The organism is Geodermatophilus sp. SYSU D00758, assembly GCF_054049955.1.
In genome coordinates this window covers 15,609-40,939 of the sequence record NZ_JBJGYK010000037.1, presented here as the reverse complement: position 1 = coordinate 40,939, position 25,331 = coordinate 15,609, and the positions used below count along the sequence as shown (strand labels likewise).

At 77.3% G+C, this 25,331-nt stretch carries 25 protein-coding genes; 13 read left to right on the top strand and 12 right to left on the bottom strand.

The genetic code is table 11. The features are described 5' to 3' along the window. Nucleotides 1–123 precede the first annotated feature (123 nt). Nucleotides 124–2,448, bottom strand: coding sequence for a transketolase-like TK C-terminal-containing protein (locus tag ACI8AC_RS20480; protein ID WP_456899679.1), 2,325 nt, complete (start codon nucleotides 2,446–2,448; stop codon nucleotides 124–126). Between the two features lie 129 nt (nucleotides 2,449–2,577). Between ACI8AC_RS20480 and ACI8AC_RS20475 the strand changes: the two genes are divergently transcribed. Then, nucleotides 2,578–3,081 (top strand): Lrp/AsnC family transcriptional regulator, encoded by a 504-nt coding sequence (locus tag ACI8AC_RS20475; protein WP_456899678.1) that lies wholly within the window; start codon nucleotides 2,578–2,580, stop codon nucleotides 3,079–3,081. Nucleotides 3,082–3,256: 175 nt separating this feature from the next. After that, complete coding sequence (gdhA, locus tag ACI8AC_RS20470; protein WP_456899677.1) at nucleotides 3,257–4,627, top strand: NADP-specific glutamate dehydrogenase; 1,371 nt, start codon at nucleotides 3,257–3,259, stop codon at nucleotides 4,625–4,627. Nucleotides 4,628–4,648: 21 nt separating this feature from the next. Here the strand turns inward: gdhA and ACI8AC_RS20465 are convergent, their stop codons facing one another. Further along, on the bottom strand, nucleotides 4,649–5,263 hold the full coding sequence (locus tag ACI8AC_RS20465) for a TMEM175 family protein (protein WP_456899676.1): 615 nt from the start codon (nucleotides 5,261–5,263) through the stop codon (nucleotides 4,649–4,651). Nucleotides 5,264–5,395: 132 nt separating this feature from the next. Between ACI8AC_RS20465 and ACI8AC_RS20460 the strand changes: the two genes are divergently transcribed. Continuing rightward, entirely contained in the window at nucleotides 5,396–5,920 is a 525-nt protein-coding gene (locus tag ACI8AC_RS20460) for a copper chaperone PCu(A)C (RefSeq protein ID WP_456899675.1), read from the top strand. An 8-nt stretch (nucleotides 5,921–5,928) separates the two neighbouring features. Next, on the top strand, nucleotides 5,929–6,801 hold the full coding sequence (locus ACI8AC_RS20455) for a DMT family transporter (protein ID WP_456899674.1): 873 nt from the start codon (nucleotides 5,929–5,931) through the stop codon (nucleotides 6,799–6,801). A gap of 28 nt (nucleotides 6,802–6,829) precedes the next feature. Here ACI8AC_RS20455 and ACI8AC_RS20450 read toward each other — a convergent pair whose 3' ends face one another. Beyond that, the gene (locus tag ACI8AC_RS20450) at nucleotides 6,830–7,606 is read right to left on the bottom strand and encodes a hypothetical protein (protein ID WP_456899673.1); all 777 of its coding nucleotides are present in this window, start codon (nucleotides 7,604–7,606) and stop codon (nucleotides 6,830–6,832) included. A gap of 166 nt (nucleotides 7,607–7,772) precedes the next feature. Between ACI8AC_RS20450 and ACI8AC_RS20445 the strand changes: the two genes are divergently transcribed. From ACI8AC_RS20445 to ACI8AC_RS20435, 3 genes are all read left to right on the top strand, one after another. Beyond that, on the top strand, nucleotides 7,773–9,218 hold the full coding sequence (locus ACI8AC_RS20445; protein ID WP_456899672.1) for a carotenoid oxygenase family protein: 1,446 nt from the start codon (nucleotides 7,773–7,775) through the stop codon (nucleotides 9,216–9,218). 133 nt (nucleotides 9,219–9,351) lie between these two features. Then, a complete protein-coding gene (locus ACI8AC_RS20440) occupies nucleotides 9,352–10,236 on the top strand; it encodes a dioxygenase family protein (protein ID WP_456899671.1) in 885 nt (294 codons plus the stop codon). Between the two features lie 90 nt (nucleotides 10,237–10,326). Then, nucleotides 10,327–11,796, top strand: coding sequence for a peptide ligase PGM1-related protein (locus ACI8AC_RS20435; RefSeq protein WP_456899670.1), 1,470 nt, complete (start codon nucleotides 10,327–10,329; stop codon nucleotides 11,794–11,796). A gap of 17 nt (nucleotides 11,797–11,813) precedes the next feature. Here the strand turns inward: ACI8AC_RS20435 and ACI8AC_RS20430 are convergent, their stop codons facing one another. After that, on the bottom strand, nucleotides 11,814–13,004 hold the full coding sequence (locus ACI8AC_RS20430; protein WP_456899669.1) for a hypothetical protein: 1,191 nt from the start codon (nucleotides 13,002–13,004) through the stop codon (nucleotides 11,814–11,816). Nucleotides 13,005–13,130: 126 nt separating this feature from the next. Between ACI8AC_RS20430 and ACI8AC_RS20425 the strand changes: the two genes are divergently transcribed. Next, complete coding sequence (locus ACI8AC_RS20425; RefSeq protein ID WP_456899668.1) at nucleotides 13,131–14,180, top strand: site-specific integrase; 1,050 nt, start codon at nucleotides 13,131–13,133, stop codon at nucleotides 14,178–14,180. Nucleotides 14,181–14,231: 51 nt separating this feature from the next. On the opposite strand, the gene ACI8AC_RS20420 is transcribed toward ACI8AC_RS20425, so the two are convergent. Continuing rightward, the gene (locus tag ACI8AC_RS20420; protein ID WP_456899667.1) at nucleotides 14,232–14,552 is read right to left on the bottom strand and encodes a putative quinol monooxygenase; all 321 of its coding nucleotides are present in this window, start codon (nucleotides 14,550–14,552) and stop codon (nucleotides 14,232–14,234) included. A gap of 125 nt (nucleotides 14,553–14,677) precedes the next feature. Between ACI8AC_RS20420 and ACI8AC_RS20415 the strand changes: the two genes are divergently transcribed. After that, entirely contained in the window at nucleotides 14,678–15,871 is a 1,194-nt protein-coding gene (locus ACI8AC_RS20415) for a DUF3500 domain-containing protein (RefSeq protein ID WP_456899666.1), read from the top strand. A 6-nt stretch (nucleotides 15,872–15,877) separates the two neighbouring features. Here the strand turns inward: ACI8AC_RS20415 and ACI8AC_RS20410 are convergent, their stop codons facing one another. From ACI8AC_RS20410 to ACI8AC_RS20390, 5 genes are all read right to left on the bottom strand, one after another. After that, nucleotides 15,878–16,864, bottom strand: coding sequence for a YihY/virulence factor BrkB family protein (locus ACI8AC_RS20410; RefSeq protein ID WP_456899665.1), 987 nt, complete (start codon nucleotides 16,862–16,864; stop codon nucleotides 15,878–15,880). Between the two features lie 51 nt (nucleotides 16,865–16,915). Beyond that, nucleotides 16,916–18,433 (bottom strand): flavin-containing monooxygenase, encoded by a 1,518-nt coding sequence (locus ACI8AC_RS20405; protein ID WP_456899664.1) that lies wholly within the window; start codon nucleotides 18,431–18,433, stop codon nucleotides 16,916–16,918. Nucleotides 18,434–18,533: 100 nt separating this feature from the next. After that, the gene (locus tag ACI8AC_RS20400) at nucleotides 18,534–19,712 is read right to left on the bottom strand and encodes an MFS transporter (protein WP_456899663.1); all 1,179 of its coding nucleotides are present in this window, start codon (nucleotides 19,710–19,712) and stop codon (nucleotides 18,534–18,536) included. A 10-nt stretch (nucleotides 19,713–19,722) separates the two neighbouring features. Beyond that, nucleotides 19,723–20,613, bottom strand: coding sequence for an NmrA family NAD(P)-binding protein (locus ACI8AC_RS20395; RefSeq protein WP_456899662.1), 891 nt, complete (start codon nucleotides 20,611–20,613; stop codon nucleotides 19,723–19,725). A gap of 98 nt (nucleotides 20,614–20,711) precedes the next feature. Next, nucleotides 20,712–21,608 carry a hypothetical protein gene (locus ACI8AC_RS20390; RefSeq protein ID WP_456899661.1) on the bottom strand — a complete coding sequence of 299 codons (897 nt, stop codon included), beginning with the start codon at nucleotides 21,606–21,608 and terminating at the stop codon, nucleotides 20,712–20,714. A 206-nt stretch (nucleotides 21,609–21,814) separates the two neighbouring features. Here ACI8AC_RS20390 and ACI8AC_RS20385 point away from each other — a divergent pair, with 206 nt between their 5' ends. The 4 genes from ACI8AC_RS20385 (at nucleotide 21,815) to ACI8AC_RS20370 (ending at nucleotide 24,681) form a co-directional block, all read left to right on the top strand. Continuing rightward, nucleotides 21,815–22,129, top strand: a complete 315-nt coding sequence (locus ACI8AC_RS20385; protein WP_456899660.1) for a YdhR family protein — start codon at nucleotides 21,815–21,817, stop codon at nucleotides 22,127–22,129. 364 nt (nucleotides 22,130–22,493) lie between these two features. After that, complete coding sequence (locus ACI8AC_RS20380) at nucleotides 22,494–22,643, top strand: hypothetical protein (protein ID WP_456899659.1); 150 nt, start codon at nucleotides 22,494–22,496, stop codon at nucleotides 22,641–22,643. Between the two features lie 227 nt (nucleotides 22,644–22,870). Then, complete coding sequence (locus ACI8AC_RS20375) at nucleotides 22,871–23,746, top strand: MEDS domain-containing protein (RefSeq protein ID WP_456899658.1); 876 nt, start codon at nucleotides 22,871–22,873, stop codon at nucleotides 23,744–23,746. Then, nucleotides 23,743–24,681: an anti-sigma factor RsbA family regulatory protein gene (locus ACI8AC_RS20370; RefSeq protein WP_456899657.1), complete on the top strand. Its 939-nt coding sequence runs from the start codon at nucleotides 23,743–23,745 to the stop codon at nucleotides 24,679–24,681. Before ACI8AC_RS20375 ends, ACI8AC_RS20370 begins: the two co-directional genes overlap by 4 nt. Nucleotides 24,682–24,705: 24 nt before the next feature. Here ACI8AC_RS20370 and ACI8AC_RS20365 read toward each other — a convergent pair whose 3' ends face one another. Continuing rightward, nucleotides 24,706–24,918, bottom strand: coding sequence for a DUF6186 family protein (locus ACI8AC_RS20365; protein ID WP_456899656.1), 213 nt, complete (start codon nucleotides 24,916–24,918; stop codon nucleotides 24,706–24,708). Continuing rightward, complete coding sequence (locus ACI8AC_RS20360) at nucleotides 24,915–25,331, bottom strand: hypothetical protein (RefSeq protein ID WP_456899655.1); 417 nt, start codon at nucleotides 25,329–25,331, stop codon at nucleotides 24,915–24,917. The genes ACI8AC_RS20365 and ACI8AC_RS20360 overlap by 4 nt, the downstream gene beginning before the upstream one ends.

Genomic DNA, 25,331 nt, shown 5'->3' with positions numbered 1-25,331 from the left:
TCGTGTCCTCTCCCTCTCTTATAAATGTAACACGTTGTGTTGTTTTGCGCCGGGCGGGGCGCCGCCCCCCCCCCCCCGCCCCCCCCCCCCCCCCCCCCCCCCCCCCCCCCCCCCCCGCCGCTGTCAGTCGACCAGGTCCAGCGCCACCCCGACGACGGTGTCGGTGTCGAGGCCGTGGGCCCGGTAGACGCTGGTCAGGTCGCCGCTCTGGCCGAACGTGGTCACCCCCAGGTGGGTCGCCGGCACCCGGTGCACGCCGGCCAGGAACGCCAGCGTGTGCGGGTGCCCGTCGAGCACCGTGACCATCGGGACGGCGCGGGACGCGGGGAGGACGCTGTCGAGCACCCACGTCGCCGCGTCGTCGAGGCCGCGGCGGGCCTGCAGCGCCCGGAACAGCAGCCCGGGGCTGGTGACGCAGACGACGTCGGCCTCGACGCCGAGCCCCGACAGCCGGTCGGCCGCGGCCAGGGTCTCCGGCACGACCGCACCCATGGCGAGGAGCGTGACCACCGGCGTCCCGGCCCGGCGCAGCGGGTAGGCGCCGGCGACGACCTGGCGGCGGCGCCGCTCCCGGGCGGCCGGGTCGGCCGGGACGGCGGCCAGCGACTGGTCGACCGGCCGCGTGGACAGCCGCAGGTAGGCCGAGCTCCCGCCCGGCCGGCCCAGCCGGGCCATCGCCGCGAGCAGGCACCACTCGGTGTCGAGGGCGAACGCCGGCTCGTAGGAGACGCAGCCGGGCTGCTCCAGCCCGATCGACGGGGTGGTGATCGACTGGTGCGCCCCGCCCTCGGGCGCCAGCGTCACCCCGGACGGCGTCCCGACCAGGATCGACTGCCCGCCGGCGTAGATGCCGAACGACCACGGCTCCAGCGCCCGCTCGACGAACGGGTCGTAGAGCACGCCGATCGGCAGCAGCGGCTGCCCCCACCGCGACCACGTCGCGCCGAGCTCGCCGATCGCGCCGACCAGGTTGGTCTCGGCGATGCCGAGCTCGATGTGCTGGCCCGACGGCTTCTCCCGCCAGTGCAGGATCGTCTCGGCGTCGTCGGCGAACCAGTCCCGGCGCGCCTCGTGCGACCAGACGCCGACCTTGTTCACCCAGCCGCCGAGGTTGGTCGAGGACGACACGTCGGGGCTGACGGTCACGACGCGGTGGCCGACCTCGGGCGCGGCGCGGTTGAGGTCCAGCAGGGTGCGGCCGAGCGCGGCCTGCGTCGTCGCGGTCCCCGACGGCGTGCGGCCCAGGTCGGCGGGGACCGCCGGGACGGCCTGCAGGTCCGGCGCCGGGCGCGCCAGCCGCCGCGCCGCGTCGGCCAGCAGCCGCGCCGGGGCACTGCCGGCCGGGAAGCCGGCCCACGGGTCGGCGGGGTCGACACCCAGCCGGGCGGCCAGCTCGTGCAGCTGCGCCTCGGTGAGCAGCGCGGAGTGGTTCTGGGGGTGGCCCTCGATCGCCAGGCCGTAGCCCTTGAGGGTGTAGGCGATGACCACCGTCGGCCGGGTGTCGTCGATCCGCGTGAACGCCTCGCGCAGCGCGTGCAGGTCGTGCCCGCCGAGGTTGCGGATGGCGGCGACCAGCTCGTCGTCGGGGACGCCGGCGATCAGCCCCGCGATCTCCGCCGCCCCCGGGCCCTCCCCGGGCAGGTGGGCGCGGACCTCCTCGGCGGTGCGCCGCAGCATCCGCTGGTACTCCGGGTTGCTCATCGCGTCGATGCGGTCGCGCAGCGCACCGCCGCCGGGCCGGGTGAACAGCTCCTCCAGCAGCCGGCCGTACTTGACGGTGAGCACCTGCCAGCCGGCGGCGGTGAACATGCCCTGCAGCCGGGTGGTGCCCATGGTGGGGACGACGCGGTCCAGCGACTGCCGGTTGAAGTCGACGATCCAGTTGACCTCGCCGAGCTCGGCGACCATCGGGTCGAGCACCGCCTCCCACACGGCGCCCTCGTCCAGCTCGGCGTCCCCGACCAGGGACCACTGCCGCCCCGTGCCGCCGGCGCCGAGCAGGGTGTTGACGTACCGGCGTGCGATCGCGCCCCAGATCGGCGCGGTCGCGCCGATGCCGACGCTGCCCGTGGAGTAGTCGGCGGGCACCGGGTCCTTCGACCGCGAGGGGTAGGACTGCAGCCCGCCGAACTCCCGCAGCGTGGTCAGGTACGCCGGGTCCAGCCGGCCGAGCAGGTACTCCAGCGCGTGCAGCACCGGGGAGGCGTGCGGCTTGACCGACACGCGGTCCCCGGGGCGCAGCTGCTCGAGCCACAGCGCGGTCATGATCGTGACCATCGAGGCGCTGGAGGCCTGGTGCCCGCCGACCTTCAGGCCGGTCGGGTTGGGCCGGACCCGGTTGGCGTGGTCGACGATCGCCGTGGCGAGCCAGAGCACCCGGTCCTCGACCTCCCGGAGCGCGGCGTCGGTGCCGGCGCGGCTCGGTGCGGGGTGGGCGGAGAGGCTCATGGCGGGTGCTCCCGGCTGCGGTGGCGGAGGGGACGCCCGCGAGCGGACCACGGCAGCCCGGCGGCGCACAATCGGCGTCCACCCGGCTGGGCAGCGTGCGCAGCCCGGGCGGCACGGAGGAGGGACGGCGTGGGCAGGCTGCACGGTCGACGGCTCGACCGCACGGACGCCCGGCTGATCCGGGCACTGGACGACGACCCCCGGGCCAGCGCGCTGGCGCTCGCCGACCGGCTGGGCCTCTCCCGCAACACCGTGCAGGCCCGGCTGGCCCGGCTGGAGGGCGGCGCGGGGCTGCTGCCCGTCCAGCACCGGGTGGACGTCGCCGCGCTCGGCTACCCGGTGGAGGCGGTCATCACCACCGTCGTCCGCCAGCAGCTGCTCGACGAGGTCGCCGCAGCGCTCGCCGGCATCCCCGAGGTGGTCGAGGTCCTCGGCCTCAGCGGCCCGGGGGACCTGCTGGTCCGCGTCGTCGCGCCCGACGCCGACGACCTCTACCGCATCGCCGGCCGCGTGCTGGCCACGCCCGGGGTGGACCGGACCGAGACGGCCCTGGTGATGCGGCGGCTGGTGGGGTACCGGGTCGGACCGCTGCTCGACCGGCTGGCCGAGCAGGACGGGCAGGAGGCGCCCTGACCGCGACGGCGCGGTCGCAGCCGGCGACCGCGGCGGAGGTCCGCCGGTCCCTGCCCCGATCCCCTGCGCCCGACCCCGGCGCCGGCGGGGCTGCCGCCGGGCGGCCCGGGCGCGCGTGGTGGGATCGGCGGTGCCCGGGCAGGGAAGCCCGGGAGCACAGGAACGGAGCGCCACCATGACCAGCACCAGCGCGAGCGCGACCCCGGCCCTCCCGCCGGTCGTCGAGCGGATCTTCGAGGACGTGCTGCGGCGCAACGCCGGCGAGCGCGAGTTCCACCAGGCCGTCCACGAGGTGCTGGAGTCGCTCGCCGTCGTCCTCAACCGGCACCGCGAGTACACCGAGCTGAAGACGGTCGAGCGGATCTGCGAGCCCGAGCGGCAGATCATCTTCCGCGTCCCCTGGCAGGACGACCGCGGCGAGGTGCACATCAACCGCGGGTTCCGGGTGGAGTTCAACTCCGCGCTGGGCCCCTACAAGGGGGGCCTGCGCTTCCACCCGTCGGTGAACCTGGGCATCGTCAAGTTCCTCGGCTTCGAGCAGGTCTTCAAGAACGCGCTCACCGGGATGCCGATCGGCGGCGGCAAGGGCGGGTCGGACTTCGACCCCAAGGGCCGGTCGGACACCGAGATCATGCGCTTCTGCCAGTCCTTCATGACCGAGCTGTACCGGCACCTCGGCGAGTACACCGACGTCCCGGCCGGTGACATCGGCGTCGGTGCGCGGGAGATCGGCTACCTGTTCGGCCAGTACAAGCGGATCACCAACCGCTACGAGTCCGGGGTGATCACCGGCAAGGGCCTGGGCTGGGGTGGCGCGCTGGTGCGCACCGAGGCCACCGGCTACGGCGCGGCGTTCTTCGCCGCGGCGATGATGGCGGCGGCGGGGGAGTCCTTCGACGGCCGGCGGGCGGTCGTGTCGGGCTCGGGCAACGTCGCCGTCTACGGCATCGAGAAGATCCACCAGCTCGGCGGCACGGTGGTCGCCTGCTCGGACTCCAGCGGCTACGTCGTCGACGAGAAGGGCATCGACCTCGAGGTCCTCAAGGAGGTCAAGGAGGTGCAGCGGGCGCGGATCGACGTGTACGCCGAGCGGGTCCCGTCGGCGTCCTTCGTGCCGGGCGGCAGCATCTGGGACGTCCCCTGCGACGTCGCCGTCCCGAGCGCCACGCAGAACGAGCTCGACCGGGACGCCGCCGCGACGCTGGTCCGCAACGGCTGCCGGTACGTCGTCGAGGGCGCCAACATGCCCTCCACCCCGGGGGCCGTGGGGATCTTCCGGGAGGCCGGGACCCGCTTCGCGCCCGGCAAGGCGGCCAACGCCGGGGGGGTCGCCACCTCGGCGCTGGAGATGCAGCAGAACGCCTCGCGCGACCGGTGGACCTTCGAGCACACCGAGCACCGGCTCGAGGAGATCATGCGCGACATCCACACCCGCTGCTTCGAGACCGCCGACGAGTACGGCTCGCCCGGCGACCTGGTGCTCGGCGCCAACGTGGCCGGCTTCCTCCAGGTCGCCGAGGCGGTGCACGCCCTCGGTCTGGTCTGACCGGAGGGCCGGGCCGCCCGGTCAGGCCGGCACCCGGACCGGGCGGCGCATCGCGAGCCGGATCACCGGTCCGCTCAGGAACAGGAGGAACAGCGCGAAGTAGTTGACGTCGGGGACGAGCACCCCCACGAGCAGGGCGATCAGCAGCCAGCCGGTGGTGACCAGCGCGGGGGCGGGCCGCAGCTCCTCGGGTGCGGTGCCCGCGCGCCGCAGGCCGGGGCGGCGCCACACCAGCACGCTGGACGCGGTCAGGAAGGCCGAGCTCAGGGCCAGGGTGCCGATGTACAGGGCCACGGCCCCCCGCTCGGGGCCGTAGACCGCCACCACCTGGGTGGTGAAGGGCAGCAGGACGACGGTCAGCGTCCACCCGAGGTTCACCGCGAGGAAGGCCCGGTCGTAGGCGCCCACCCGCTCCACGTGCCGGTGGTGGGCCAGCCAGAGCCGGGCGATCACGACGAAGCTGAGGGCGAAGGCCCCGAAGCGGGCGGCCTCCTCGGCCAGCAGGGCACCGAGCCCGACGCCCGCCGCCTCCTGCGGCAGGACGTCGACCAGCGGGAGGACCAGCAGGGTGATCGCGATGGCCACGACGGCGTCCATGAAGGTGACGAGCCTGTCGAGCCCGCGGTCCGACCCCATCCGGGGAGGTTAGGACGCTCCCTCCCGCGGCGGGACCCCTGTCGGGGAGGCCGCACCGGCGGCAGACTGTCCGCCGAGCTCCCCGGGAGCGGGCCAGGGCCGGTTCCCCCCTCCGAGCCGCCGGGAGGTCCCGTGCCCCGCAGGCAGGTGGTGCCGGACGGCCCCGGCACCGGGACCCCGTGGCCGGCCCGCGTCGGTGCGGCCGGGCTCGCCGCCGCGGTCGTGCTCGCCGGCTGCGACGCCGGCCAGGACGCCGAGACCACCCAGGAGGTCCCCGACACCCCCGGGGTCGACGGCTCGGTGGGGCAGGTCGACCTCGACGACGTGTACCTCGACTCCGGCTCGGACGTGGCGGCCGGCGCTGCGGTCCCGCTGCGGGCCGCGCTGACCAACGAGGGCGAGTCCCCGGACACGCTCACCAGCGTCACCACCCCGGCGGCGCAGTCGGTGCAGCTGCTGGACGAGAACGGCGACCCGGCCACCGGCGGGATCCCGCTGCCGGCCGACGGCCAGGTGGACGCGACGACCGGCCCGGAGCGGATGCGGCTGGAGGGGGTCACCTCGGCCATCGGGACGACGGACACCGTCCCGGTCACGTTCGTCTTCGCGACCGCCGGCGAGGTGCGCCTGGACGTGCCGGTCGGCACCGCCGGGTAGCCGGGCGGGTGACCGGGCTCGCGGCCGCGCTGGCGCTGCTCGCGGCCCTGCTGTTCGCGGTGGCCTCGGCGGTCCAGCAGCGCTCGGCGGCCGGCGTCCCCGACGAGCGGGCCCGCGGCCCCGCGCTGCTCCTGTGCCTCGTCCGGCGCCCGCTGTGGTGGGCGGGCACGCTCAGCGACACGGCCGGGTACGCGGCCCAGGCGGCGGCGCTGGGCCTGGGCTCGCTGCTGCTCGTGCAGCCGCTGCTGGTCACGACGGTGCTGTTCGCGCTGCCGCTGAGCGCCCGCTGGTCGGGCCGGCGGCTGCACCGCTCGGACCGGGCGTGGGCCGCGGTGCTCGCCCTCGCGCTGGCGGCCTTCGTCGTGACCGGCGAGCCCACCGCCGGCGCCGCCCGCGCGGGTGTGCGGGAGTGGACGCCGGGGCTCGTCGTCCTGGGCCTGCTGGCCGGCGCGTGCCTGCTCGGGGCCGCCGTCCGCCGCGGACCGGCGCGGGCGCTGCTGCTCGCCGTGGCCAGCGGGGTGGTCGCGGGCCTGGCCGCGGCGCTCACCAAGGGCGTGGTGAGCCTCCTCGACGACGGCGTCCCCGCGCTGCTGGCCAGCTGGGAGACCTACCTGCTGGTCCTCGCCCTGGTCGGCGGGACGTTCGTGCAGCAGTCGGCCTACCAGGCCGGCGCCCTCGAGGCCTCGCTGCCGGCGATGACCGTCGGGGAGCCGGTGGTCGCGGTCGCGCTCGGCGTCGTGGTCCTCGGCGAGCACCTCCGGGCCGGCGGCACGGAGTGGGTGCTGGTCGGCGGGCTGGCCGCGGTGATGGCCGTCACGACCCTGGCGCTGGCACGCGCGGCGGCCCGGACCGCGCCCCGGGTGCCGGCGGCCGCCCGCTGAGAGCACCGTCCCGCCGCCGGGGCCGGTGCTACACCGTGCTGTCGTCGCGCGACGGGGGGTCCCGGTGAGCCGGTACCGCGCCGACCCCGGGGGCGGGCGGGACGACGGCGAACAGGTCCACCAGCGCGTCCCAGCGGGTGCGGCGCCCCGGGGGGAAGCGCGCGGCCGACCGCCGCCGGCGCCGTGACCCCTCGGGGTACCAGCGCCGCGCCCACGGGGACGCCGGCCGGGCCAGCCGGACGGCGGCGACGGCCGCGACCAGCGGGACGAACACCCCCACCACGCCGAGCACGGTCCGGCCCTTGAGGATCGCGACGACCGCGAACGCGAGGTTGCCCGCCAGGGTCAGCGCCAGGGCCAGCTCGCCCTCCCCGCGGTCGAGGTCGAACGGGTTGGCGCCGACCAGCAGCAGCCCGCCCACGACGAGTGCCACGAGGACGGCGTCGACGGAGCTGCGGCCCTCCTGCGCCCAGTAGACGTCGTCGAGGTGCAGCCACAGGGCGAACTCGTCGAGGGTCAGGGCGGCCCCGGTGCCGAAGAGCACGGCCAGGACGTACAGCCACGGCGGGTCCGGCCGGTAGGTGAACTCCAGCATGCCGGTGCCCAGGAGCAGGAAGATCCCGTAGACCTCGTGGTGCACGTGCACGCCGCCGACGCTGGTGTCGCGGAACGGCCCGCGGCCGGTCCGGATCGCCCGCGTGACGAAGCGCGTCACCAGGAAGGTGACCAGGAAGGCGGCCAGCAGCCACGCCACGACGGCCCGGCGGCCGGTCACCGCCGGCAGGATCTCCAGCTCGAGGACCACCGGCCCACCCCCCCGCCTCGTCGCAGACGTCCCGATCGTCGCGTCGCCGGCACGGCGGACGGCCAGGGTCGGAGGTCCCGCCGGGGTTCCGGTCCGGGACGGCGGCGAGCACGATGGCAGGGGCGCAGCGACGACGCCCAGGCCGCACAGCCGCCGGGAGGCCCCGATGTCCGCCGAGCCGACGTCCGCCCCGCCGCCCGCCCGGCCCGTGCCCGCCGAGCCGGCGGCCACCCGGCCCGCGGCGGACCGCGACTGGTTCCTCCAGGGGCCGTACGCCCCGGTCACCGAGGAGGTCACGGCCTTCGACCTGCCGGTCACCGGCACCCTGCCGGCCGGCCTGGACGGACGCTACCTGCGCAACGGCCCCAACCCGCTCGGCCTCGACGAGCCGGTCGAGCACTGGTTCCTCGGCCCCGGGATGGTGCACGGTGTGCGGCTGCGCGACGGCCGCGCCGAGTGGTACCGCAACCGCTGGGTCCGCTCGCGCGAGGTGGCCGCGGCGCTGGGGGAGCGGTGGCCGGGGGGACCGGTGCACGCCGGCATGGACTTCGCCGCCAACACGCACGTGATCGGGCACGCCGGGCGGACCCTGGCCACCGTCGAGGCGGGGGCGCTGCCCTACGAGCTCACCGACGAGCTCGACACGGTCGGCCCCTGCGACTTCGACGGCACGCTGCCCGGGGGGTACGCCGCGCACACCAAGCTCGACCGGCGGACGGGGGACCTGCACGCGGTCGCCTACTTCTGGGGCTGGGACCACGTGCAGCACGTCGTCGTCGGCCCCGACGGGCGGGTCCGCCGGACCACCGACGTCCCCGTCCCGGACGGGCCGATGATGCACGACTTCGCGCTCACCGAGCGCTGTGTGGTGCTGCTGGACCTGCCGGTCACCTTCAGCATGGACGCCGCGGCGGCGGGCTCGTCGCTGCCCTACACCTGGAACCCGGCGCACGAGGCCCGGATCGGCCTGCTCCCCCGGGACGGGGACGGCGGGGACGTCCGGTGGTTCGAGGTGGACCCCTGCTGGGTCTTCCACACCGTCAACGCCTACGACGACGGTGACCGGGTCGTGCTCGACGCCTGCCGGTACGCCGGCTCCTACGACATGTCCGGCCTGGCCGGGCGGGGACCGCTCACGCTCGACCGCTGGACGCTCGACCCGCGCACCGGCACGGCCGGCCGGCAGCCGCTCGACGGGCGCCCCCAGGAGTTCCCCCGCGTGGACGAGCGGGTCGTCTCGAGGCCGCACCGCTACGCCTACAGCGCGGCCCTCGGGCAGGTCGACCCGGGCACCGTGCGGCCGGACGGCGGCTTCGGCGACGACGCGTTCGCCTCCGCGCTGCTCAAGCACGATCTGCGAACGGGCACGGTCGAGGCGCACCGGTTCGGTCGGGACGCGGCCGTCGGCGAGGCCGTGTTCGTCCCGGCCGCGCCCGACGCGGACGAGGACGACGGGTACGTGCTGGCCTTCGTCCACGACCCCGACCGCGGCGCCACGGACCTCGTCGTCCTCGCCGCCCAGGACCTCGCCGGCGCGCCCGTCGCCCGCGTCCACCTCCCGGCGCGGGTCCCCCTCGGTTTCCACGGCAGCTGGGTCCCGACCGAGAGCTGAACGCGGCCTCCTCCGGGTCCGGCCCCTGGCCTCCGAGGGCGAGGCGCGGTGGAATCGGCTCCACCGCCCACCCCGGTGCGGCCCTCCGGCGGCGCCGGCGGTCCGCCCGGCCCGACGAGGGAGCGAGACCACCGTGACCGGACCCGCCGGCCCGCAGGCCCAGTTCGAGGAGGGGCGCTCGGCCGAGATCGTCGCCGCCAGCTTCGCGCGCACCACGGACCCGCGGCTGCGCGAGGTGCTCACCTCGCTCGTCGGCCACCTGCACGCCTTCGTCAAGGACGTCGGGCTGACCCCCGAGGAGTGGGCGCGGGGCATCCGGTTCCTCACCGAGACCGGGCAGACGTGCGACGACACCCGGCAGGAGTTCATCCTGCTCTCCGACGTCCTCGGGGTCTCGATGCTCGTCGACGCGCTCGCCCACCCCGCCGGTGAGGGGGTGACCGAGTCGACCGTCGAGGGACCCTTCCACGTGGTCGCCTCGCCCGCGCGGGAGCCGGGCGACAGCATCGTCGAGGCCGGGGACGGCGAACCGTGCCTGGTCACCGGCCGGGTGCTCGACACCGGGGGGCGGCCGGTGGCCGGTGCCACCGTCGACGTCTGGCAGGCCGACGCCGACGGCTTCTACGACGTGCAGCGCCCCGGCGAGGTGCCGCGGGACAACCTGCGCGGGGCCTTTCCCACCGACGCCGAGGGCCGGTTCCGCTTCCGCACCATCGTCCCGCGCTGGTACCCCATCCCCGACGACGGCCCGGTGGGCCGGCTCCTGGCGGCCACCGGCCGGCACCCCAACCGCCCCGCGCACCTGCACGTCGAGGTCACCGGCCCGGGGATCCGGACGCTGACCACGCACGTCTTCGTCTCCGACAGCCCCTACCTGGACTCCGACGCCGTCTTCGGCGTCCGGGCCGGTCTGGTCCGGGACTTCGCCCGCGTCGACGACCCGGCCCGTGCCGCCGAGGTCGGCCTGCCCAACCCGTTCCGCTGGGTGGACTTCCCGATCACGGTCGGGCGGGCCTGACGGGGGCGCGGGGGCCGGTCGGGGCTGGTCCGCGCGCCGCCGGGGCGGGATGATGCGCGGGCAGCGACAGCGGCGCCGGACGTGGTGGTCATGCGGGACTTCACCGAGCTCCAGGAGCGGCTCGACCTCGCCTGCGCGGTGGACGAGCCGGGCTCCGCGGTGCCGCACGTTCTGGTGGCGCTGCCCTCGTTCAGCCTCGGGGAGTCACTGCTGTCGCACTACGTCGACCGGATCCCCGCCCTGGAGCACCGGTACCTGGTCGCGCTGTTCGTGCTGCCGCGCATCCCGGGCTGCGAGCTGGTGTTCGTCAGCTCCGCCCCGCCGCCGGAGGCGATGGTCGACCACTACCTGGCGCTGGTCCCCCCGGCCGACCGGGCCTCGGTGCGCCGGCGGCTGCGGGTGCTCGTCGTCCCCGACGCGTCGGACCGCTCGGTCGCGGCCAAGCTGCTCGACCGGCCCGACCTGCTCGACGAGCTGCGCGCGCACATCGGCGGGCGGCCGGCGTTCATCGAGCCGTGGAACGTCACCGCCGACGAGGTGGCGGTCGCCCGGCGGCTCGACGTGCCGGTCAACGGGACCGCGCCGGAGCTGTGGCCGCTGGGGTTCAAGAGCGCCGGGCGCCGGTTGCTGGCCGGCAGCGGTGTGCCCGTGCCGGCCGGGTGCGAGGACGTGCGCACGGTCGAGGACGTCGACCGGGCCGTGGACCACGTGCTGGGGCAGCGGCCGGACGCCGCCGGGGTGGTGGTCAAGCTCGACGACAGCGGCGCCGGCGACGGCAACGTGGTGCTGCGCCGCGAGGGCCTGACCGGGAGCGCGGGGGCGCTGCGCGACGCCGCCCGCCGGCTGCCCGGGTGGTTCCTCACCGCGCTGACCCTCGGCGGCGTCGTGGAGGAGTACGTCACCGGCGAGCGGTTCACCAGCCCCAGCGTGCAGGGCGACATCTCCCCGGACGGGAGCGTGACCGTGCTGGCCACCCACGAGCAGGTGCTCGGCGGCAGCAGCGGGCAGGTGTACCTGGGGTGCCGGTTCCCGGCCGAGCCGGCCTACGCCGCGGAGCTGGGGCGGTACGGGCAGCGGGCCGGGGAGGCGCTGGCCCGCCGCGGCGCCCGCGGCCGGTACGGGGTGGACTTCGTCGCCACCCGCGGCCCGGACGGCCCGCAGCTGCGCGCCCTGGAGATCAACCTGCGCAAGGGCGGGACGACGCACCCCTACGCGGTGCTGCGCAACCTCGTGCCGGGCCGCTACGACGTCGACCGGGGCTGCTGGACCGCCGAGGACGGCGCGGTCCGCTGCTACTGCTCGACCGACAACCTGGTCGATCCGGCCTGGACGGGGCTGCCGCCGCGGGGGGTGGTCGACGCGGTCACCGGCGCCGGGCTGGCGTTCGACCGGCGCACGCGCGCCGGCGTCGTCCTGCACATGCTCTCGGGGCTGGCGATCGACGGCCGCTTCGGCCTGACCGCGATCGCCCCGACACCCGACGCCGCGCACGACCTGCTGGAGCGCACCCACGCCCGCGTCGACCGGCTCGCCCGCCGTACGGTGGCGGCCGGGAGCTGACCGCCCGCCGCGGCCGGTCAGCCGCGCAGCCGCGCGCGCAGGCCCTCCACCTCGGCGGCGAGCGCGCCCACCCGCTCGCCGGCGCGGCCCGCGCGGGCGTCGGCCTCGCCCGCCCGGGTCTCGGCCTCGGCGGCCCGGCGGTCGGCGTCCTCGGCGCGCTGCGCGGCGCGCGCCGCCGCCGTGACCGCCTCCTCGCGGCGCGCCTCGGCGTCGGCCGCGCGGGCGTCGGCCGCCGCCGCCCGGGAGTCGGCGGCCGTGGCCCGGGCGGCGGCGTCCCGCTCGGCGCGGCGGGCCTCGTCCCGCTCGCGCTCGGCGGTGCGGGCCCGCTCGGCCGCCGCCTCGGCGGCGGCGCGGGCCTCGTCGCGCTCCCGCGTCACGGCCTGGGCGGTGCCGGCGAGCGCGCGCTCGGTGACGCCCCACCGGGCGCGGGCCTCGACGAGGGCGTCGTGCTCCCGGGCCGCCTCGGCGCGGGCCTGCCGCTCCGCCCGCCGCGCGTCCGCGGTGTCCCGGTCGGCCGCCTGGCGGCGCAGCTCGGCGTCCGCGGCGTCCCGCAGCGCGGCGTCGCGTTCCTCGCCGGCCCGGTCCCGCTCGGCCAGTGCCCCGTCCCGTGCGGCGTCGGCCGCCGACCGGGCCTCCTCCGCGCGCCGCACGGCGCGCTCGGCCTCCGCCCCGGCCTCGGCGATCCGCTGCTCGGCGGCCGACCGCGCGGCCGCGGCGTCGTGCTCGGCGCCCTGCCGGGCCGCCTCGGCCTCCGCGCGGCGCTGCTCGGCCAGCCGGGCCTGCTCCTCGGCGCGCAGCCGCCCGGCGTGCGCGGCGTCCACGTCGGACCGGGCCTGGGCCAGCCGTGCCTCCACGGTGGTCTCGTCCCGGTAGCCCTCCAGGGCCTCGGTCGCGGCGGCGAGCAGGGCGGCCTGGGCCTCGGCCGCCGCGGCGGCCTCCCGGGCCGCCACCGCCCAGCGGGCCACCAGCTCCCGCACCCGGCCCTCCGGGGGCAGGTCCGCGGCCGGTCCGCCGGCGCCCGCGGCCGGTCCACCGCCCTGCTGCCCGCCGATCCGCGCGCGGGCCCGGCGCGCGGTCTCGGGGTTGTGGTCCGGGCGGGCGCAGAACCGGGGGGAGGGGCCGCTGCGCCCGGGGGTGCGGGGCCGGGGCGGCTCGGTGCACCCGGGGAACGCGCACCGCTCCGCGTCCTGCGCGGTGGGGGTGGTCACGCGTCGACCGTAGATGCATGGGCGGAGGACCGCCCATGCATCCATGGCGACGGACGTGGCGCGCGGGCGATCACCTCCGAGAAGCACTTATTCTCGGAAGCGATCGGGCGACGGGAGGGAGACCCGGTGGAGACGACGGGAACGAGCACTCCCGGAGCCGACCCGGGAGGAGCACCGGTCGCCGCCGCCGCCGCCGCCGCGGCCGTGCCCGGGACCGGCGGGCTGCTGCTGCCCGGTGACCTGACCGCGGTCGGGTCGTACGTCGCCGCGGCGCAGGCCGCCGCCACCCGGGACGCCTACGCCCGCGACCTGCGGGCCTGGGCGGCCTGGTGCCGCGCGCGGTCGCTCCCGAGCGCGCTGCCCGCCGACCCGCTGGTCGTCGCCGCCTGGCTGGCCGCGATGGCCGACGACGGGCGCAGCCCGAGCTACGTCGCCCGCCGCCTGTCGGCGCTCAACGACGCCCACCGCACCGCCGGGCACCCGGCCCCCGGGGACAGCGAGGGGGTCCGCCGGACCCTCGCCGGTATCCGCCGCAGCGCGGTGCGCGCCGGCCACCGGCCCCGGCGGGCGCGCGCGCTGGACACCGCGACCGTCCGGGCGCTGGTCGAGGACCTCCCCGACACCCTCGCCGGCCGGCGCGACCGCTGCCTCGTCCTGCTCGGGTTCGCCCTCGGCCTGCGCGCCTCCGACCTGTGCCGGCTGCACGTCGAGGACCTCATCCCGGCCGGGCACGGCGGGCTGGACGTCCTGGTCCGCTTCTCCAAGACCGACCAGGACGGCGCGGGGGAGACCCTCGCCCTCGCCGAGGGCGTCCGCGAGGTCACCTGCCCGGTCCGCGCCGCGCGCGCCTGGCTCGACACCCTGGCCGGTCAGGGCGTCACCTCGGGGCCGCTGTTCCGCTCGGTGGGCAAGGGGCGCGCGCCCCGGCTGGGGACCACCGCGCTGAGCACCCGGAGCGTCGCCCTGGTGCTCGGGCGGGCCGCCGTGCGCGCCGGCGTCCCCACCGAGGGCCTGTCCCCGCACTCGCTGCGCCGGGGCTTCGCCACGACGGCCTACGCCCAGGGGGTGCCGGAGAAGGAGATCAGCCGGACCGGCCGCTGGCGGTCGCTCGTGGTCCGCTCCTACGACGCCTCCAGCCGGTGGGCCGACCCCGCCTCCGGCGCCCTGGGCCTGTGACCGGCGTCCCGGGCGCGGCGCCCGGGACGCCGGACCGGCCGGCCGGGCCCGTCAGGCGAGCCGGCGCACCCGGTGGACCGACAGGCCCTGCTCGTCGAGCAGCTCCGGGATGCGGGCGGCGAACTCGGTGAGGTGCGGCGCGGCGAGGTGGGCGTCGAGGTGCTCGCCGGATTCCCAGTTCTCGTAGAAGAAGAACGCGTCGGGGTCCTCGATGCCCTGGTGCAGGTCGTAGTTGACGTAGCCCTCCTCCCGGCTGGTCGGCTCGACCAGCGCCTCGAGGGCAGCGCGCAGCTCCTCGCGCCTGCCCGGGGCGGCGCGCATGGAGGCGATGACGGTGAGCAGGTCGCGCCGGTCGTCGGTGGGGGTGGGCACGCGGGCACCTCCGGGGACGGGGCCGGCCGGTCCGGCCGGCCGGGTGAGGGGACGGTACGGACCCCGGGGCGCCGACGGCCACTCGTGGGCAGGCGGCGGGCCGGACCGTGCACCACCATGGCGGCATGGCGGCGACCGGGGACAGCGCACCGAGCGGGGACGGCGCTCCGACCGGCGACAGCGCACCCGCGCGCGAGGTGGCCCGGCGGATGGCCGAGGCGGCCGGAGCCTGGCTGGACGGCCTCGATCCCGCGCAGCGGCGGGTCGCCACCGGGGCCGCGCCCGCCGACGACGCCTCGGACGCCGAGCGGCGGCGGTGGTTCTACACCCCCACCGACCACGGCGGGCTCACCGTGCACGAGCAGCGGCCGGCCCAGCAGCGGGCGGCGCTGCGGCTGGTGGCGACCGGGCTGTCCACCCCCGCCTACGTCACGGTGGCGACGATCGTGGGCCTGGAGAACGTGCTCGACCACGTGGAGGGCTTCACCACCCGCTTCGACCGCGAGCGGGGGCGCGACCCGGGCCTGTACTACCTGCGGGTCTTCGGCGAGCCCGGCGGGCGGGCGCCGTGGGGCTGGCGGTTCGGCGGCCACCACGTCTCGCTGAACAACCTGGTCGTCGACGGCGCGGTCGTGGCCAGCACCCCGTGCTTCCTCGGGGCCGACCCCGCGTCCTCACCGCTGCTCGGCGGCGCGGTCAACCGGCCGCTGGGCCGCGTCGAGGACCTCGCCCGCGACCTCGTCCGGTCGCTGCCCCCCGGGCTCGCCGCCCGGGCGGTGCTGCTGCCCCGTGCGCCGTCGGACCTGGTCACCGCCAACCGGACGACGGTCACGCCGGGCGACCGGGTGATCCCGCTGGCCGGCATCTGGCGGGACGAGCGGTTCCCCGACCCCGCGGAGCAGGCCGCGCTGCAGGCCCTCAGCGACGCCATCGACGAGGCCGCGGCCTACCAGGACCCCGACCACGCGGCGGTCGAGTACACCGCCGCCCCGAAGGGCGTGCCGGCCGCCGAGCTCGACGGTGAGCAGCGGGGCCTGCTGCGCGCGCTGCTCGGCACCTACCTCGACCGGGTGCCCGCCGAGCTGTCCCCGGCGGCCCGCTACGACGACGACGCCGCGCTCGACGCCGTCCACGTCGCCTGGGCCGGGTCCACCGACCCGGGGCAGCCGCACTACTACCGGCTGCAGGGGCCCCGGCTGCTGGTCGAGTGGGACAACACCCAGCGCGGGGCCAACCACGCCCACTCGGTGTGGCGCGACCCCGACGCCGACTTCGGCCTCGACGTGCTCGCCCGGCACCGCGCGGCCCACCACGGCTGAGCGGCGTCAGCGGTCGCCCTTGCCGGGGTAGGGCGGCGTGCTGTCGGCCACGACGGCCCCGCGCTCGCCCAGGGGCCGTTCGGGCCCGACGGTCGAGTCGCGGGCGGTCTGGCGCTCGGCCTCCGCGTTGACGGCCGCGCCGACGATCACCAGGAAGACGGTGACCCACAGCCAGAACATGCTGATCGCCACGCCGGCCAGGGACCCGTACGTCGACTGGTAGCTGCCCAGGTTCTGCACGTAGCTGAAGAAGGCGAACGTCGTGGTGAGCCAGAGCAGCGTCGCGGCGGCCGAGCCCGGGGTGATCCACCGCCAGCGGGCCTGGCGGCGGTCGGGCGCGTACCGGTACAGGACGGCGAGCACACCGGCCATCAGCACGGCGAGCACCGCCCACGACCCCGCCGCCACCACCCCCCGGAGCGCGCCGGGGGCGTCGGGGAGGGCCTGCGACAGCGCACTGCCCCCGGCGATCAGGCCGCCGAGGGCGACGGCCCCGGCGAGCACGAACACCAGGGCCAGGCCGCTGCGGCGCAGCAGCCCCCGCGACTCGGTCTCGTGGTAGGCCAGCGTCAGCCCGTCGACGAGGTAGGTCATTGCGGTCGTCGCCGTCCACAGCGCCACCACCAGCCCGGTCACCCCGCGCCAGGTCAGCACCTGCGTCGACGCGGCGGTGATCGTGGTCAGCTGGTCGGCCACGATCGACTCGAGGTCGGTGGGCAGCACGTCGGCCACGCGGGAGAGCTGCTGCAGCGCCCGCTCCGGGGTGTTCACCGCGCCGTAGACCGACAGCGCGGTCACGAGCACCGGGGCGACCGACAGGACGGCGAAGAACGCGACCGCCGCGCTCTGCACCATGAGGCGGTCGCTCACCACGTGCCCCCCGACGCGCCGCAGCACGCGCCCCCACTCGCGGAGCGTGAGCCGGTGCGGGGAGTCCGCGTCGCTCGCCCCGCCGTGGCGGTGCCGGACCGCCGCTGACTGCCCGCGGGTCATGCGTCATCCCACCCCGCGACCGGGGCCGCCGCAACGCCGCGCCGGCCGGGCTCAGCGGTAGACCAGCGAGCCGTCCTCGAGGTCGGCCTCCGGGAGGGCCTCCCGCTCCTGCTCGTACTCGAGCATGTGGGTCCACGGCTCCCGGTCGCCCTGCTTGAACAGCACGTGCTGCGAGCGCAGCACGTACCCGGCGTTGAAGTTCTCCGGGTCCGACCAGGGCCGGATCTCCATGTCGGCGTCCTCCGGCCGCAGCGTCGGGACGACGACGGTGGCGCCCTTCTCCCGCATGTGCTCCAGGAGCCGGACGACGTGGTCGCAGACCAGGTCGGCGCGCAGCGTCCAGCTGTGCCGGAAGTAGCCGAACGTGTAGGCCATGTTCGGGACGCCGCTGATCATGACGCCGCGCCAGGTGACCCGCTCCGGGAAGGAGACCGGCTCGCCGTCCACGGTGAAGGAGACGTCGCCGAACGCGGAGAGGTTGAAGCCGGTGGCGGTGACCACGATGTCGGCGAGGATCTCCTCGCCCGAGCCGACCCGGACGCCCTTCTCGGTGAAGGTCTCGATGGTGTCGGTGACGATCGAGGCCCGGCCCTCGCCGAGGGCGGCGAACAGGTCGCCGTCCGGGACGATCGCGATCCGCTGCTGCCACGGCCGGTAGCGCGGCGTGAAGTGCTTCTCGACGTCGAAGCCCTCGGGCAGCAGCGGGCGCAGGGACTCCATGAGGTAGGTGTGCAGCTCCTCGGGGGCCTCGTGGGAGAGCCGGGCCAGCTCGCCGAACTGCGCGATGTAGGAGCGGCGCAGGATCTCGTGCGTCCACTCCTCCGGGATGTCGAGCTGCTGGAGGGTCACCGCCAGCTCGGCCGTGGTGGGCGGGGCGAGCCAGTACGACGGCGAGCGCTGCAGCATCGTGACGTGCTCGGCCTTCTCCGCCATGGCGGGGACGAGCGTGGCCGCGGTCGCCCCGGAGCCGATGACGACGACCCGCTTGCCGGTGTGGTCGAGGTCCTCCGGCCAGGCCTGCGGGTGCACGACGACCCCCGCGAAGTCGGCCATGCCCGGCCACTCGGGCGTGTAGGGCTCGTCGTGGTTGTAGTAGCCCTGGCACATCCACAGGAAGTCGGTGGTCATGCGCAGCTGCTCGCCGGTGTCGAGCCGGGTGACCTCCACGGTCCAGCGCTCGGTCTCGCTCGACCAGCTCGCCGCGGTCACCTTCTGCCGGTAGCGGATGAACCGCTCGAGGTCGTTCTCCTCGACCACCTCGTCGAGGTACTCGAGGATCGCGCCGCCGGCCGCGATGGACGGGCCGCGCCAGGGCTTGAAGCGGTACCCGTAGGTGAACAGGTCGCTGTCGGAGCGCACGCCGGGGTACCGGTGCGTCCACCAGGTGCCGCCGCGCGCTTCCTTGGCCTCGAGGACGACGAGGGACCGGTCGGGGAACCGCTCGCGCAGGTGGTAGGCCGCGTCGATGCCGGAGACACCGGCACCGACGACGAGGACGTCGACGTGCTCGACGCCGGCGTCCTCGGAGTCCTGCTGCGGCGCGGTGCCCGGTTCCGTCGTCGTCGTCATGGGAGAACCTCCACTCGATCGGGTGACCCAGGTCACAGAACCTACTCACGGTTCGCGATCGTGCGGAAGTCCCGGTCCGGTGCGGCGGCCCGCCCCGCGGTCAGCCCCGCGCCACCCGGCGGACCTCCCGCCAGAGCCACGCGGCGAGGGCGACCGGGACGGCGACGAACGCCGCCAGCGCCGGGACGGTGCCCACGAGCCCGCCCAGCCAGGCCAGCAGCAGCGGGGTCCCGAAGCCGGTGTAGGCGAACGCGTAGAACGCGCTGTTCACCGCGCCCCGGGTGTGCGGCGGTGCCAGCCGGGCGGTGAGGGTCAGCCCGGCGGTCAGGCAGAGCCCGCCCCCGGCCCCCATGAGCGCCGACGCCGGCAGCAGCAGCGGCTCGGAGGTGGCCACGACCGCCGCGACGCCGAGGGCGAGACCGGCCGCGCCGAGGGCCATCCCGAGCGGCCCGGCGCCGCGCTCGGCCCGGCGGCCGACCCGGGCGGCGACCGCGCTGGCCGCGAGCGCCAGCCCGGCGATGAGGCCGGCGTAGGCGACCCCGACGCCGTCCGGGACCACCAGCAGCGGCAGCAGCGTCGCCGCGACCGCCGGGAAGGCGAAGACCCCGACGGCCGTCGGGGCGAGCACCGCCCAGAACGGGCGCCGCGCCTCCGGTGGCAGGCCGAGCGCCATCAGCCGGCCGCGCCGCCGCACCTGCACCGTCTCGGGCACGGTCAGCAGCGCCCCGAGCCCGACGAGCAGCACGGCCACGTGCACGAGGTAGGGCAGGGTCGTCGGCGCGGGGCCGTACTGGGCGAGCACCCCGCTCATCGCCGGGGCGACGGCGAAGCCCAGGGACGTCGACACCGCGCCGCGGGTGGCCGCCGCCCGCTGGCCGTCCGGGCCGGCCAGCTCCTGCAGCCAGGCGTTCGCCACGGAGAACACCACGCCGGAGACGACGCCCTGCAGCAGCCGGCCCAGGTAGAGCAGGGGCAGGTGGTCGACGGCGGGGAGGAACAGCAGCGAGACCAGGCCGGCGACGACGGCGAACGGCAGCACCAGGGCCCGCCGGCCGAAGCGGTCCGAGGCCGCCCCGGAGACGGTGAGCGCCGCGATGAGCCCGACGGCGTAGCAGCCGAAGACCGCGGTCAGGTCGGCGTCGGACAGCCCGAGGGTGCGGCGGTAGACCAGCAGCAGCGGGGTGGGGATGTTGGTGCCCAGGGCCACCGTGAACAGCCCGAAGGTGAGGGCGTCGAGCCGCCGCCGGGTGGCATCGCGCCGCAGGGTGGCCTCGGTCACCCGCCGGACGCTACCGGCCTCCCTTCCGAGCCCGACGCCGGCGCGAACGCCCGGCCTGCCGGCGCAGCCAGTCCTCGACGGTGGCGGCGTCGGGGACGAGGGCGAGCGTGGCCCGCGGGTCGACGTCCAGGGCGGCGGTCCGGGTCCAGCGCCAGAGGGCGGCGACGTCCGGCGCGAACCGCTCGAAGAGCGGGACGGGCACCGGGAACCGCCGCGGAGGGCGGCCGAGGACGCGGGTGTGGATCTCCCGGCACTCCGCGAGCGAGCGCACGTCCGAAGCCAGGTGGAGCGCCCGGCCGACGAACCGCCGCGGGTCGGCGAGGACGCAGGCGGCGACCCGGCCGAGGTCGGGGCATGACAGCCACGGGACGCGGACGTCCCACCCGGCCAGCGTCGGCCACACGTGCCACGCGCCGGCGGCCGGGGAGAACGCCCGGTCGGTCATGAGCTCCATGAAGGCCGTCGGGCGCAGCACGGTCACCGGCAGCCCGAGCCCGGCGAGGTGGGCCTCGATGTCGATCTTGGACTCGAAGGATCCGACGCCGGTGCCTCGCTGCCCGGTGCCCGCCGACCCCTGGACGAGGTGCCGGACGCCGGCCCGGGCGGCGGCGTCCCCGACCTTGCACCCCTGCCGGACCTCGCCCTCCAGGCCGCAGGTCATGGGGTTCTGCACGCTGTAGACGCCGTAGGCGCCGGAGAGGGCCCGGTCCAGGGAGGCGGGGTCCTCCATGTCGGCGGCCACGACCTCTGCGCCGGCCGCCGCCAGCGCCCGGGCCGCGCGCCGGTCCGGCCGCCGGCTCACCGCCCGCACCGGCCAGCCGCCCGCGAGCAGCGCACGGGTGACGGCGCCGCCCTGCCGTCCCGTCGCCCCCATGACCACGACCAGGCCGTTGCCGACCACGGGCGTCCCTCCTCGCACCGCCGGGGACGGCACGAGCGTGGACCCCGCGCCACCCGGTGTCCAGGGCCTGCCGACCCGGCGGGGCCGGCCGGGTCGGCTCAGCCGCCGCCGGCCTCCCCGGCGCGCCGCTGCCCGAGCGCCTCCCCCCTCGCGTGCCGGCCGGTGCGGCGGGCCCGTGCCTCCCCGTCGAGGCGGTCCCGCACCGCGGCCGCCTCCTCGTCGGCCCGCTGCCGCGCGTCCCGGGCCGCGGTCAGCATGCGGACGACCTCCTCGCGCGCCAGCGCCCGGGTCAGGGCCGCGTCGGCGGCGGCCTCCTGCCGCAGCCGGGCGGCCTCCTCGGTCGCGCACCGCCGCACCGCCCGGGCCTCCTCCAGCCGGGCGGCGGCCTCGTCCCGGGCCTCGCGCGCGGCCCGGTCGGCCTCGGTGAGCAGCCGCCGGGCCGCCGCGGCGAGGCGACCGGCCCCGGCGGTGGCCGCGGCGAGCACCCGGCCGGCCCCGGCGGTGGCCGCCGTGATCCGCCGGTCGGCCTCGGCGGCGGCCGCGGCCGCCGTCCGCTCCGCGTGCGCCCGGGCGGCGGCGCGGTCGGCCTCCGCCTCGGCGCGCAGCGCGTCGGCCTGGTCGGCCGCCGCGGCGAGCATCGACCCGATCCGGGTGGAGACCCGCACGGACTCCTGCCCGCCGGGCGAGTGGCGCAGCAGGCCGCGGGCCTCGTCGAGGTCGGCGCGCAGGCGGGCGTAGCGGTCCAGGAGGTCGTCGTGCTCGCGCCGCAGCCCGGCCAGCTCCTCCTCGGCCCACCGGACGTAGTTGTCGACCTGGAACCGGTCGTAGCCGGCGACCGTCCGGCGGAACACCGGGCCGAGGTCGAGCACCTCGCGCAGGTCCCCGGAGGGGTTCGGGCGCTCCTCCGCGACGAGGAGGTCCGCCGACGCCCCCTCGTCGCGCGCGCCGGTACCCGTGCCGCCGGCGCGGGCCGGCCCAGCTGTCGTGGACCTCATGCGGGCTGCCTCCCCGAGCAGTGCGGATCCGGGGCCGGGACGCTACGGACCGCCGCCGGGGACGACGAGCGGGAGCGGGGGCCGGACGGGGCGGACCACCCGGACGAGCGACGGCGACCCGCCCGGTGCGGTGCCGTTGGTCTCTTCCCGGCCCCGAGGCGCCGGTCCACCGTGACGGTGTCCCGTCGCGGCCCGGAGGAGGACCGATGCACGTCTCCCTGTTCGAATACCGGCTCACCGGCGTCGACCGCGAGGAGTGGGACCGCGTGTGCGTCGAGCAGCTCGCGCCTGCGTTCGCCGCGGTGCCCGGCCTGGTCGGCAAGATCTGGCTGACGACGCCCGACGGGCGGCTCGGGGGCGTGTACCTGTGGCAGGACGAGGAGAGCTACCGGGCGTTCCTCGCCGGCGACCTCGCTGCCGGGCTCGCCACGCACCCCCACATCGACGGCCTGACGATGCGCGACTGGGGGGTCGACGAGGCTCCCACGGCCATCACGAGCGGCCGGCTGCAGCCCGCCTGACCGGATCCGTCTCGCGGGCCCGTCGCGCCGTCCGGTCGTCGCCCCGCCGTCGCCGTGGCGCGCCGACCGCACCGCGCAGGGACGACGGGCGGGACGATGACGGGCATGGCCGGCCCACCGCGGGATCGCTCCCGGACGTGGACTGCTGCGTCGTCGGCGGCGGGCCGGCGGGGATGCCGCACCGGCGTCACCACCCACGACGGCACCTCCGTGCCGGCCGACTTCGGCCGGTACCACTTCCTCGCGCCGGTGCCGCAGTGGGACCTCCTGGACGTCCTCGCCGACTCCGCGCGGCGCCTCCCGCACTTCTCCCCGCGGATGCGGCGCCGAGGCCGTCGGCCTACATCGCGAGGGCGCGCACGCGATGTCGCCGATCGGCGGGGTCGGGACCAACCCGGCCGTGCAGGACGCCGCCGCGGCGGCCCGGCTGCTGGCCGGACCGCTGCGCGAGCGCCGGGTGGCCCCCGGCGGCCGGCCCGGGTGCACCGCCGGCGGCTGCTGCCCACCGCGGTGACGCAGCTGCTGCAGCGGCAGGTGCAGAGCCGGCGTCCTCGCCCGGGTGCTCTCCGGCGAGGACGCCGGCACCGCGCGGGTGCTGCGGGTGCTGCGGCCGTACCCCGTGCTGCCGGCCCGGCCGATCGGCATCGGGCTCCTCCCCGGGCACGGCCCGCCGGCGCTCCGGGACGCCGGCCGACGCCCCGCCCCTGCCGCGCGGGCGGGGTGCGGGGTAGCGTCGGAGGGGTGACGCCCCCGCGGCGGCGGCTCGACGCCCCCACGGACCTGCGGCCCGGCGACCACGTCTGCTGGACGTTCAGCGGTGCCGCGGGGCTCGCGGCTGCGGTGCTCCCGTACCTCGACGAGGGGCGGCGGCTCGGCGAGCAGCTGCTCCTGGTGGGCTCCTCGCGACCGGTGCTGGACGACGTCGTGTCGACCCTGCCGGAGCGGGAGGCCCTGCTGGCCGACGGCCGGCTGCTGGTGCGGACGACGGACGAGGCGTACGAGGCCGCCCGCGGGCCGGACCCCGCCGCCCAGGTCGAGGTGTACCGCCGGGAGGCGGAGCGGGCCCTGGCCCGCGGGCGCACGGGGTTGCGGGTGGCCGCGGACGCCACGGACCTGGCCGGGGGCGGTGCCGCCGCGCGCCGCCGGTGGCACCGCTACGAGCGGCTCGCCGACGAGCTCATGGACGTCGTCCCGATGACCGCGCTCTGCCTGTACGACGCCGCACTGGGCCAGGACGTGCTCGGCCCGCTGGCGGTGCTGCACCCCGGCGGGCACCTCGGCGGCCGGGAACCGCTGGTGCACCTCTCCGGTCGTGGCCCCCGGCTCTCCCTGCACGGCGAGGTCGACGTCACCCAGGCCGACGACCTGGTCCGCGCCCTGGTCGACGTGGCCGGGGCCGCTCCCGGCGAGCGGCACCCGCGCGAGGAGCCCGGGCGCGAGGTCGTCCTCGACCTGGCCGACCTGGACTTCCTCGACGTCGCCGGTGCCCGGGGGCTGGCCACGGCCGGCCGGCGGCTCGCCGACGCGGGGATCCGGCTGCGGCTGGTCGGGGCCCGGCGGCAGGTCCGGCGGTGCCTGGAGCTGTTCGACGGGGGGGTTCCGGTGGAGTCGGCATGACCGAGGTCCGACCGACGGGGGACTGGGACGGTGGGGGGCTGGCCCACGAGGCCTTCGCCTTCCGCACCGACCGGGAGCTGGCCGACCGCGTGGTCCCGTTCGTCCTCGAGGGGTTCTCCCGCGGTGAGCCGGTGCTCCTGGTGGCCGGTGAGCGGGTGCGGACCGTGCTGGCCGAGGCGCTCGGCGCGGACGTCTGCCGGCTGGCCCGGGTGGCCGCGGCGGAGAGCTGGTGGCAGGGCGGGCACCGCACGCTGCACGCCTACGCCCGGGACCTCCGCGCCCTGCGCGCCACCGTGCCGCACTGGCGGCTGGCCGCGGAGCCGGTGTGGCTGGCCCGCGACGACGGCCGGGCGTGGAGCCGCTTCGAATCGGTGGCCAACCGCTGCTTCACGACGATGCCGTACTACAGCCTGTGCCTGCACGACCGGCAGCTGCTCCCCGCCCCCGTCCTGGACGCGGTCGAGCGCACCCACCCGCTGACCTGGGGCGGCACCGCCCCGGTGCCGGCGCCGGCCTACGACGACCCGCGGCGCTTCCTCCGGTCGGCCCAGCCGGACATGGGGGAGCGGCCGGCCTCGGCCGCCGTCGTGCCGGTGACCACGCCGCGGGAGGCCCGCCGCGTGGTGGCTGCGGCCGTCGTCGACTGGTGGCCGGCCCGCCTGGGGGACGTCGTCCCGGCCGTCCACGAGCTGGTGGTGAACGCGCTGCGCGTGGCGGCGTTCGCGGAGGTGTCCTGCTGGACCGAGGCGGGCACCCTCGTCGTGCAGGTCGCCGACGCCGGACCGGGGCTGCCGGACGAGACCCTCGGCTACGTCCCGCCCGCCGACGAGCCGCGCTCGTCCCGCGGGATGTGGCTGGCGTGGAGCCTCGCCGACGACGCGGCGGTCGACTCGGGGCCGGCCGGGACCACGATCCGGCTGATCTTCCGCCGCTGAGCGCCCGGGCGCCGGCCCGCCGTCTCAGCGGGCCAGGAAGTGGACGCCGAGCCACAGCCAGGTGAGCAGGACGAGGGCCCGCCCGGGGGTGGTGCGCAGCGCCGCCGCCACGGCCTCGGCGGCGCGGACCGGACCCCGGACCTCGTGGGACCGCCCCCGGTGGGCCCGCACCTCGAGGACGAGCGCGGCGACGAGCAGCACCCCGAAACCGGCGGCGCTCACCACGGTGCCGCTCACGACGGGTGCGACCGGGAGCGCGGGCGGGTGAGCAGCCAGGCGCCGGCGGCCAGCCAGCACAGCGTGGCCGCGCCGCGGGCGACCGGGTGGGCCAGGACCGGGTCGGCCAGGTCGCTGGCCGTCGGCAGGCCGTCGTGCAGGAGCGTGACGAGCTCCCAGCCCAGGGCCGCGGCCGCCCACACCGCCCAGGGCAGGCCGCGGCGGCCCACCGGGCGCGCGGCCGCACCCGACCGCCGGGCCATCGCCGCGACCGCCACGGCACCGCCGGCGGTCCCCACGGCCACGAGCGCGCCGGGGGACAGCTCGCCGGAGAGCCCGACTCCCGCGGCCACGACCACCGCGGCTCCCACGGCGACGCAGGCGACGGCCACGGCCGCCGGGGTGGGCCGGCGCGGCTCCGGGGGAGACTCCAC

Excerpts from the sequence above, each read along its gene's own strand:
- ACI8AC_RS20390 (WP_456899661.1), bottom strand. The coding sequence starts at position 21,608 with ATGAGGTCCACGACAGCTGGGCCGGCCCGCGCCGGCGGCACGGGTACC.
- ACI8AC_RS20415 (WP_456899666.1), top strand. The coding sequence starts at position 14,678 with ATGGCGGCGACCGGGGACAGCGCACCGAGCGGGGACGGCGCTCCGACC.
- ACI8AC_RS20445 (WP_456899672.1), top strand. The coding sequence starts at position 7,773 with ATGTCCGCCGAGCCGACGTCCGCCCCGCCGCCCGCCCGGCCCGTGCCC.
- ACI8AC_RS20405 (WP_456899664.1), bottom strand. The coding sequence starts at position 18,433 with ATGACGACGACGACGGAACCGGGCACCGCGCCGCAGCAGGACTCCGAG.
- gdhA (WP_456899677.1), top strand. The coding sequence starts at position 3,257 with ATGACCAGCACCAGCGCGAGCGCGACCCCGGCCCTCCCGCCGGTCGTC.
- ACI8AC_RS20380 (WP_456899659.1), top strand. The coding sequence starts at position 22,494 with ATGTCGCCGATCGGCGGGGTCGGGACCAACCCGGCCGTGCAGGACGCC.
- ACI8AC_RS20435 (WP_456899670.1), top strand. The coding sequence starts at position 10,327 with ATGCGGGACTTCACCGAGCTCCAGGAGCGGCTCGACCTCGCCTGCGCG.
- ACI8AC_RS20410 (WP_456899665.1), bottom strand. The coding sequence starts at position 16,864 with ATGACCCGCGGGCAGTCAGCGGCGGTCCGGCACCGCCACGGCGGGGCG.
- ACI8AC_RS20480 (WP_456899679.1), bottom strand. The coding sequence starts at position 2,448 with ATGAGCCTCTCCGCCCACCCCGCACCGAGCCGCGCCGGCACCGACGCC.
- ACI8AC_RS20370 (WP_456899657.1), top strand. The coding sequence starts at position 23,743 with ATGACCGAGGTCCGACCGACGGGGGACTGGGACGGTGGGGGGCTGGCC.
- ACI8AC_RS20385 (WP_456899660.1), top strand. The coding sequence starts at position 21,815 with ATGCACGTCTCCCTGTTCGAATACCGGCTCACCGGCGTCGACCGCGAG.
- ACI8AC_RS20465 (WP_456899676.1), bottom strand. The coding sequence starts at position 5,263 with ATGGGGTCGGACCGCGGGCTCGACAGGCTCGTCACCTTCATGGACGCC.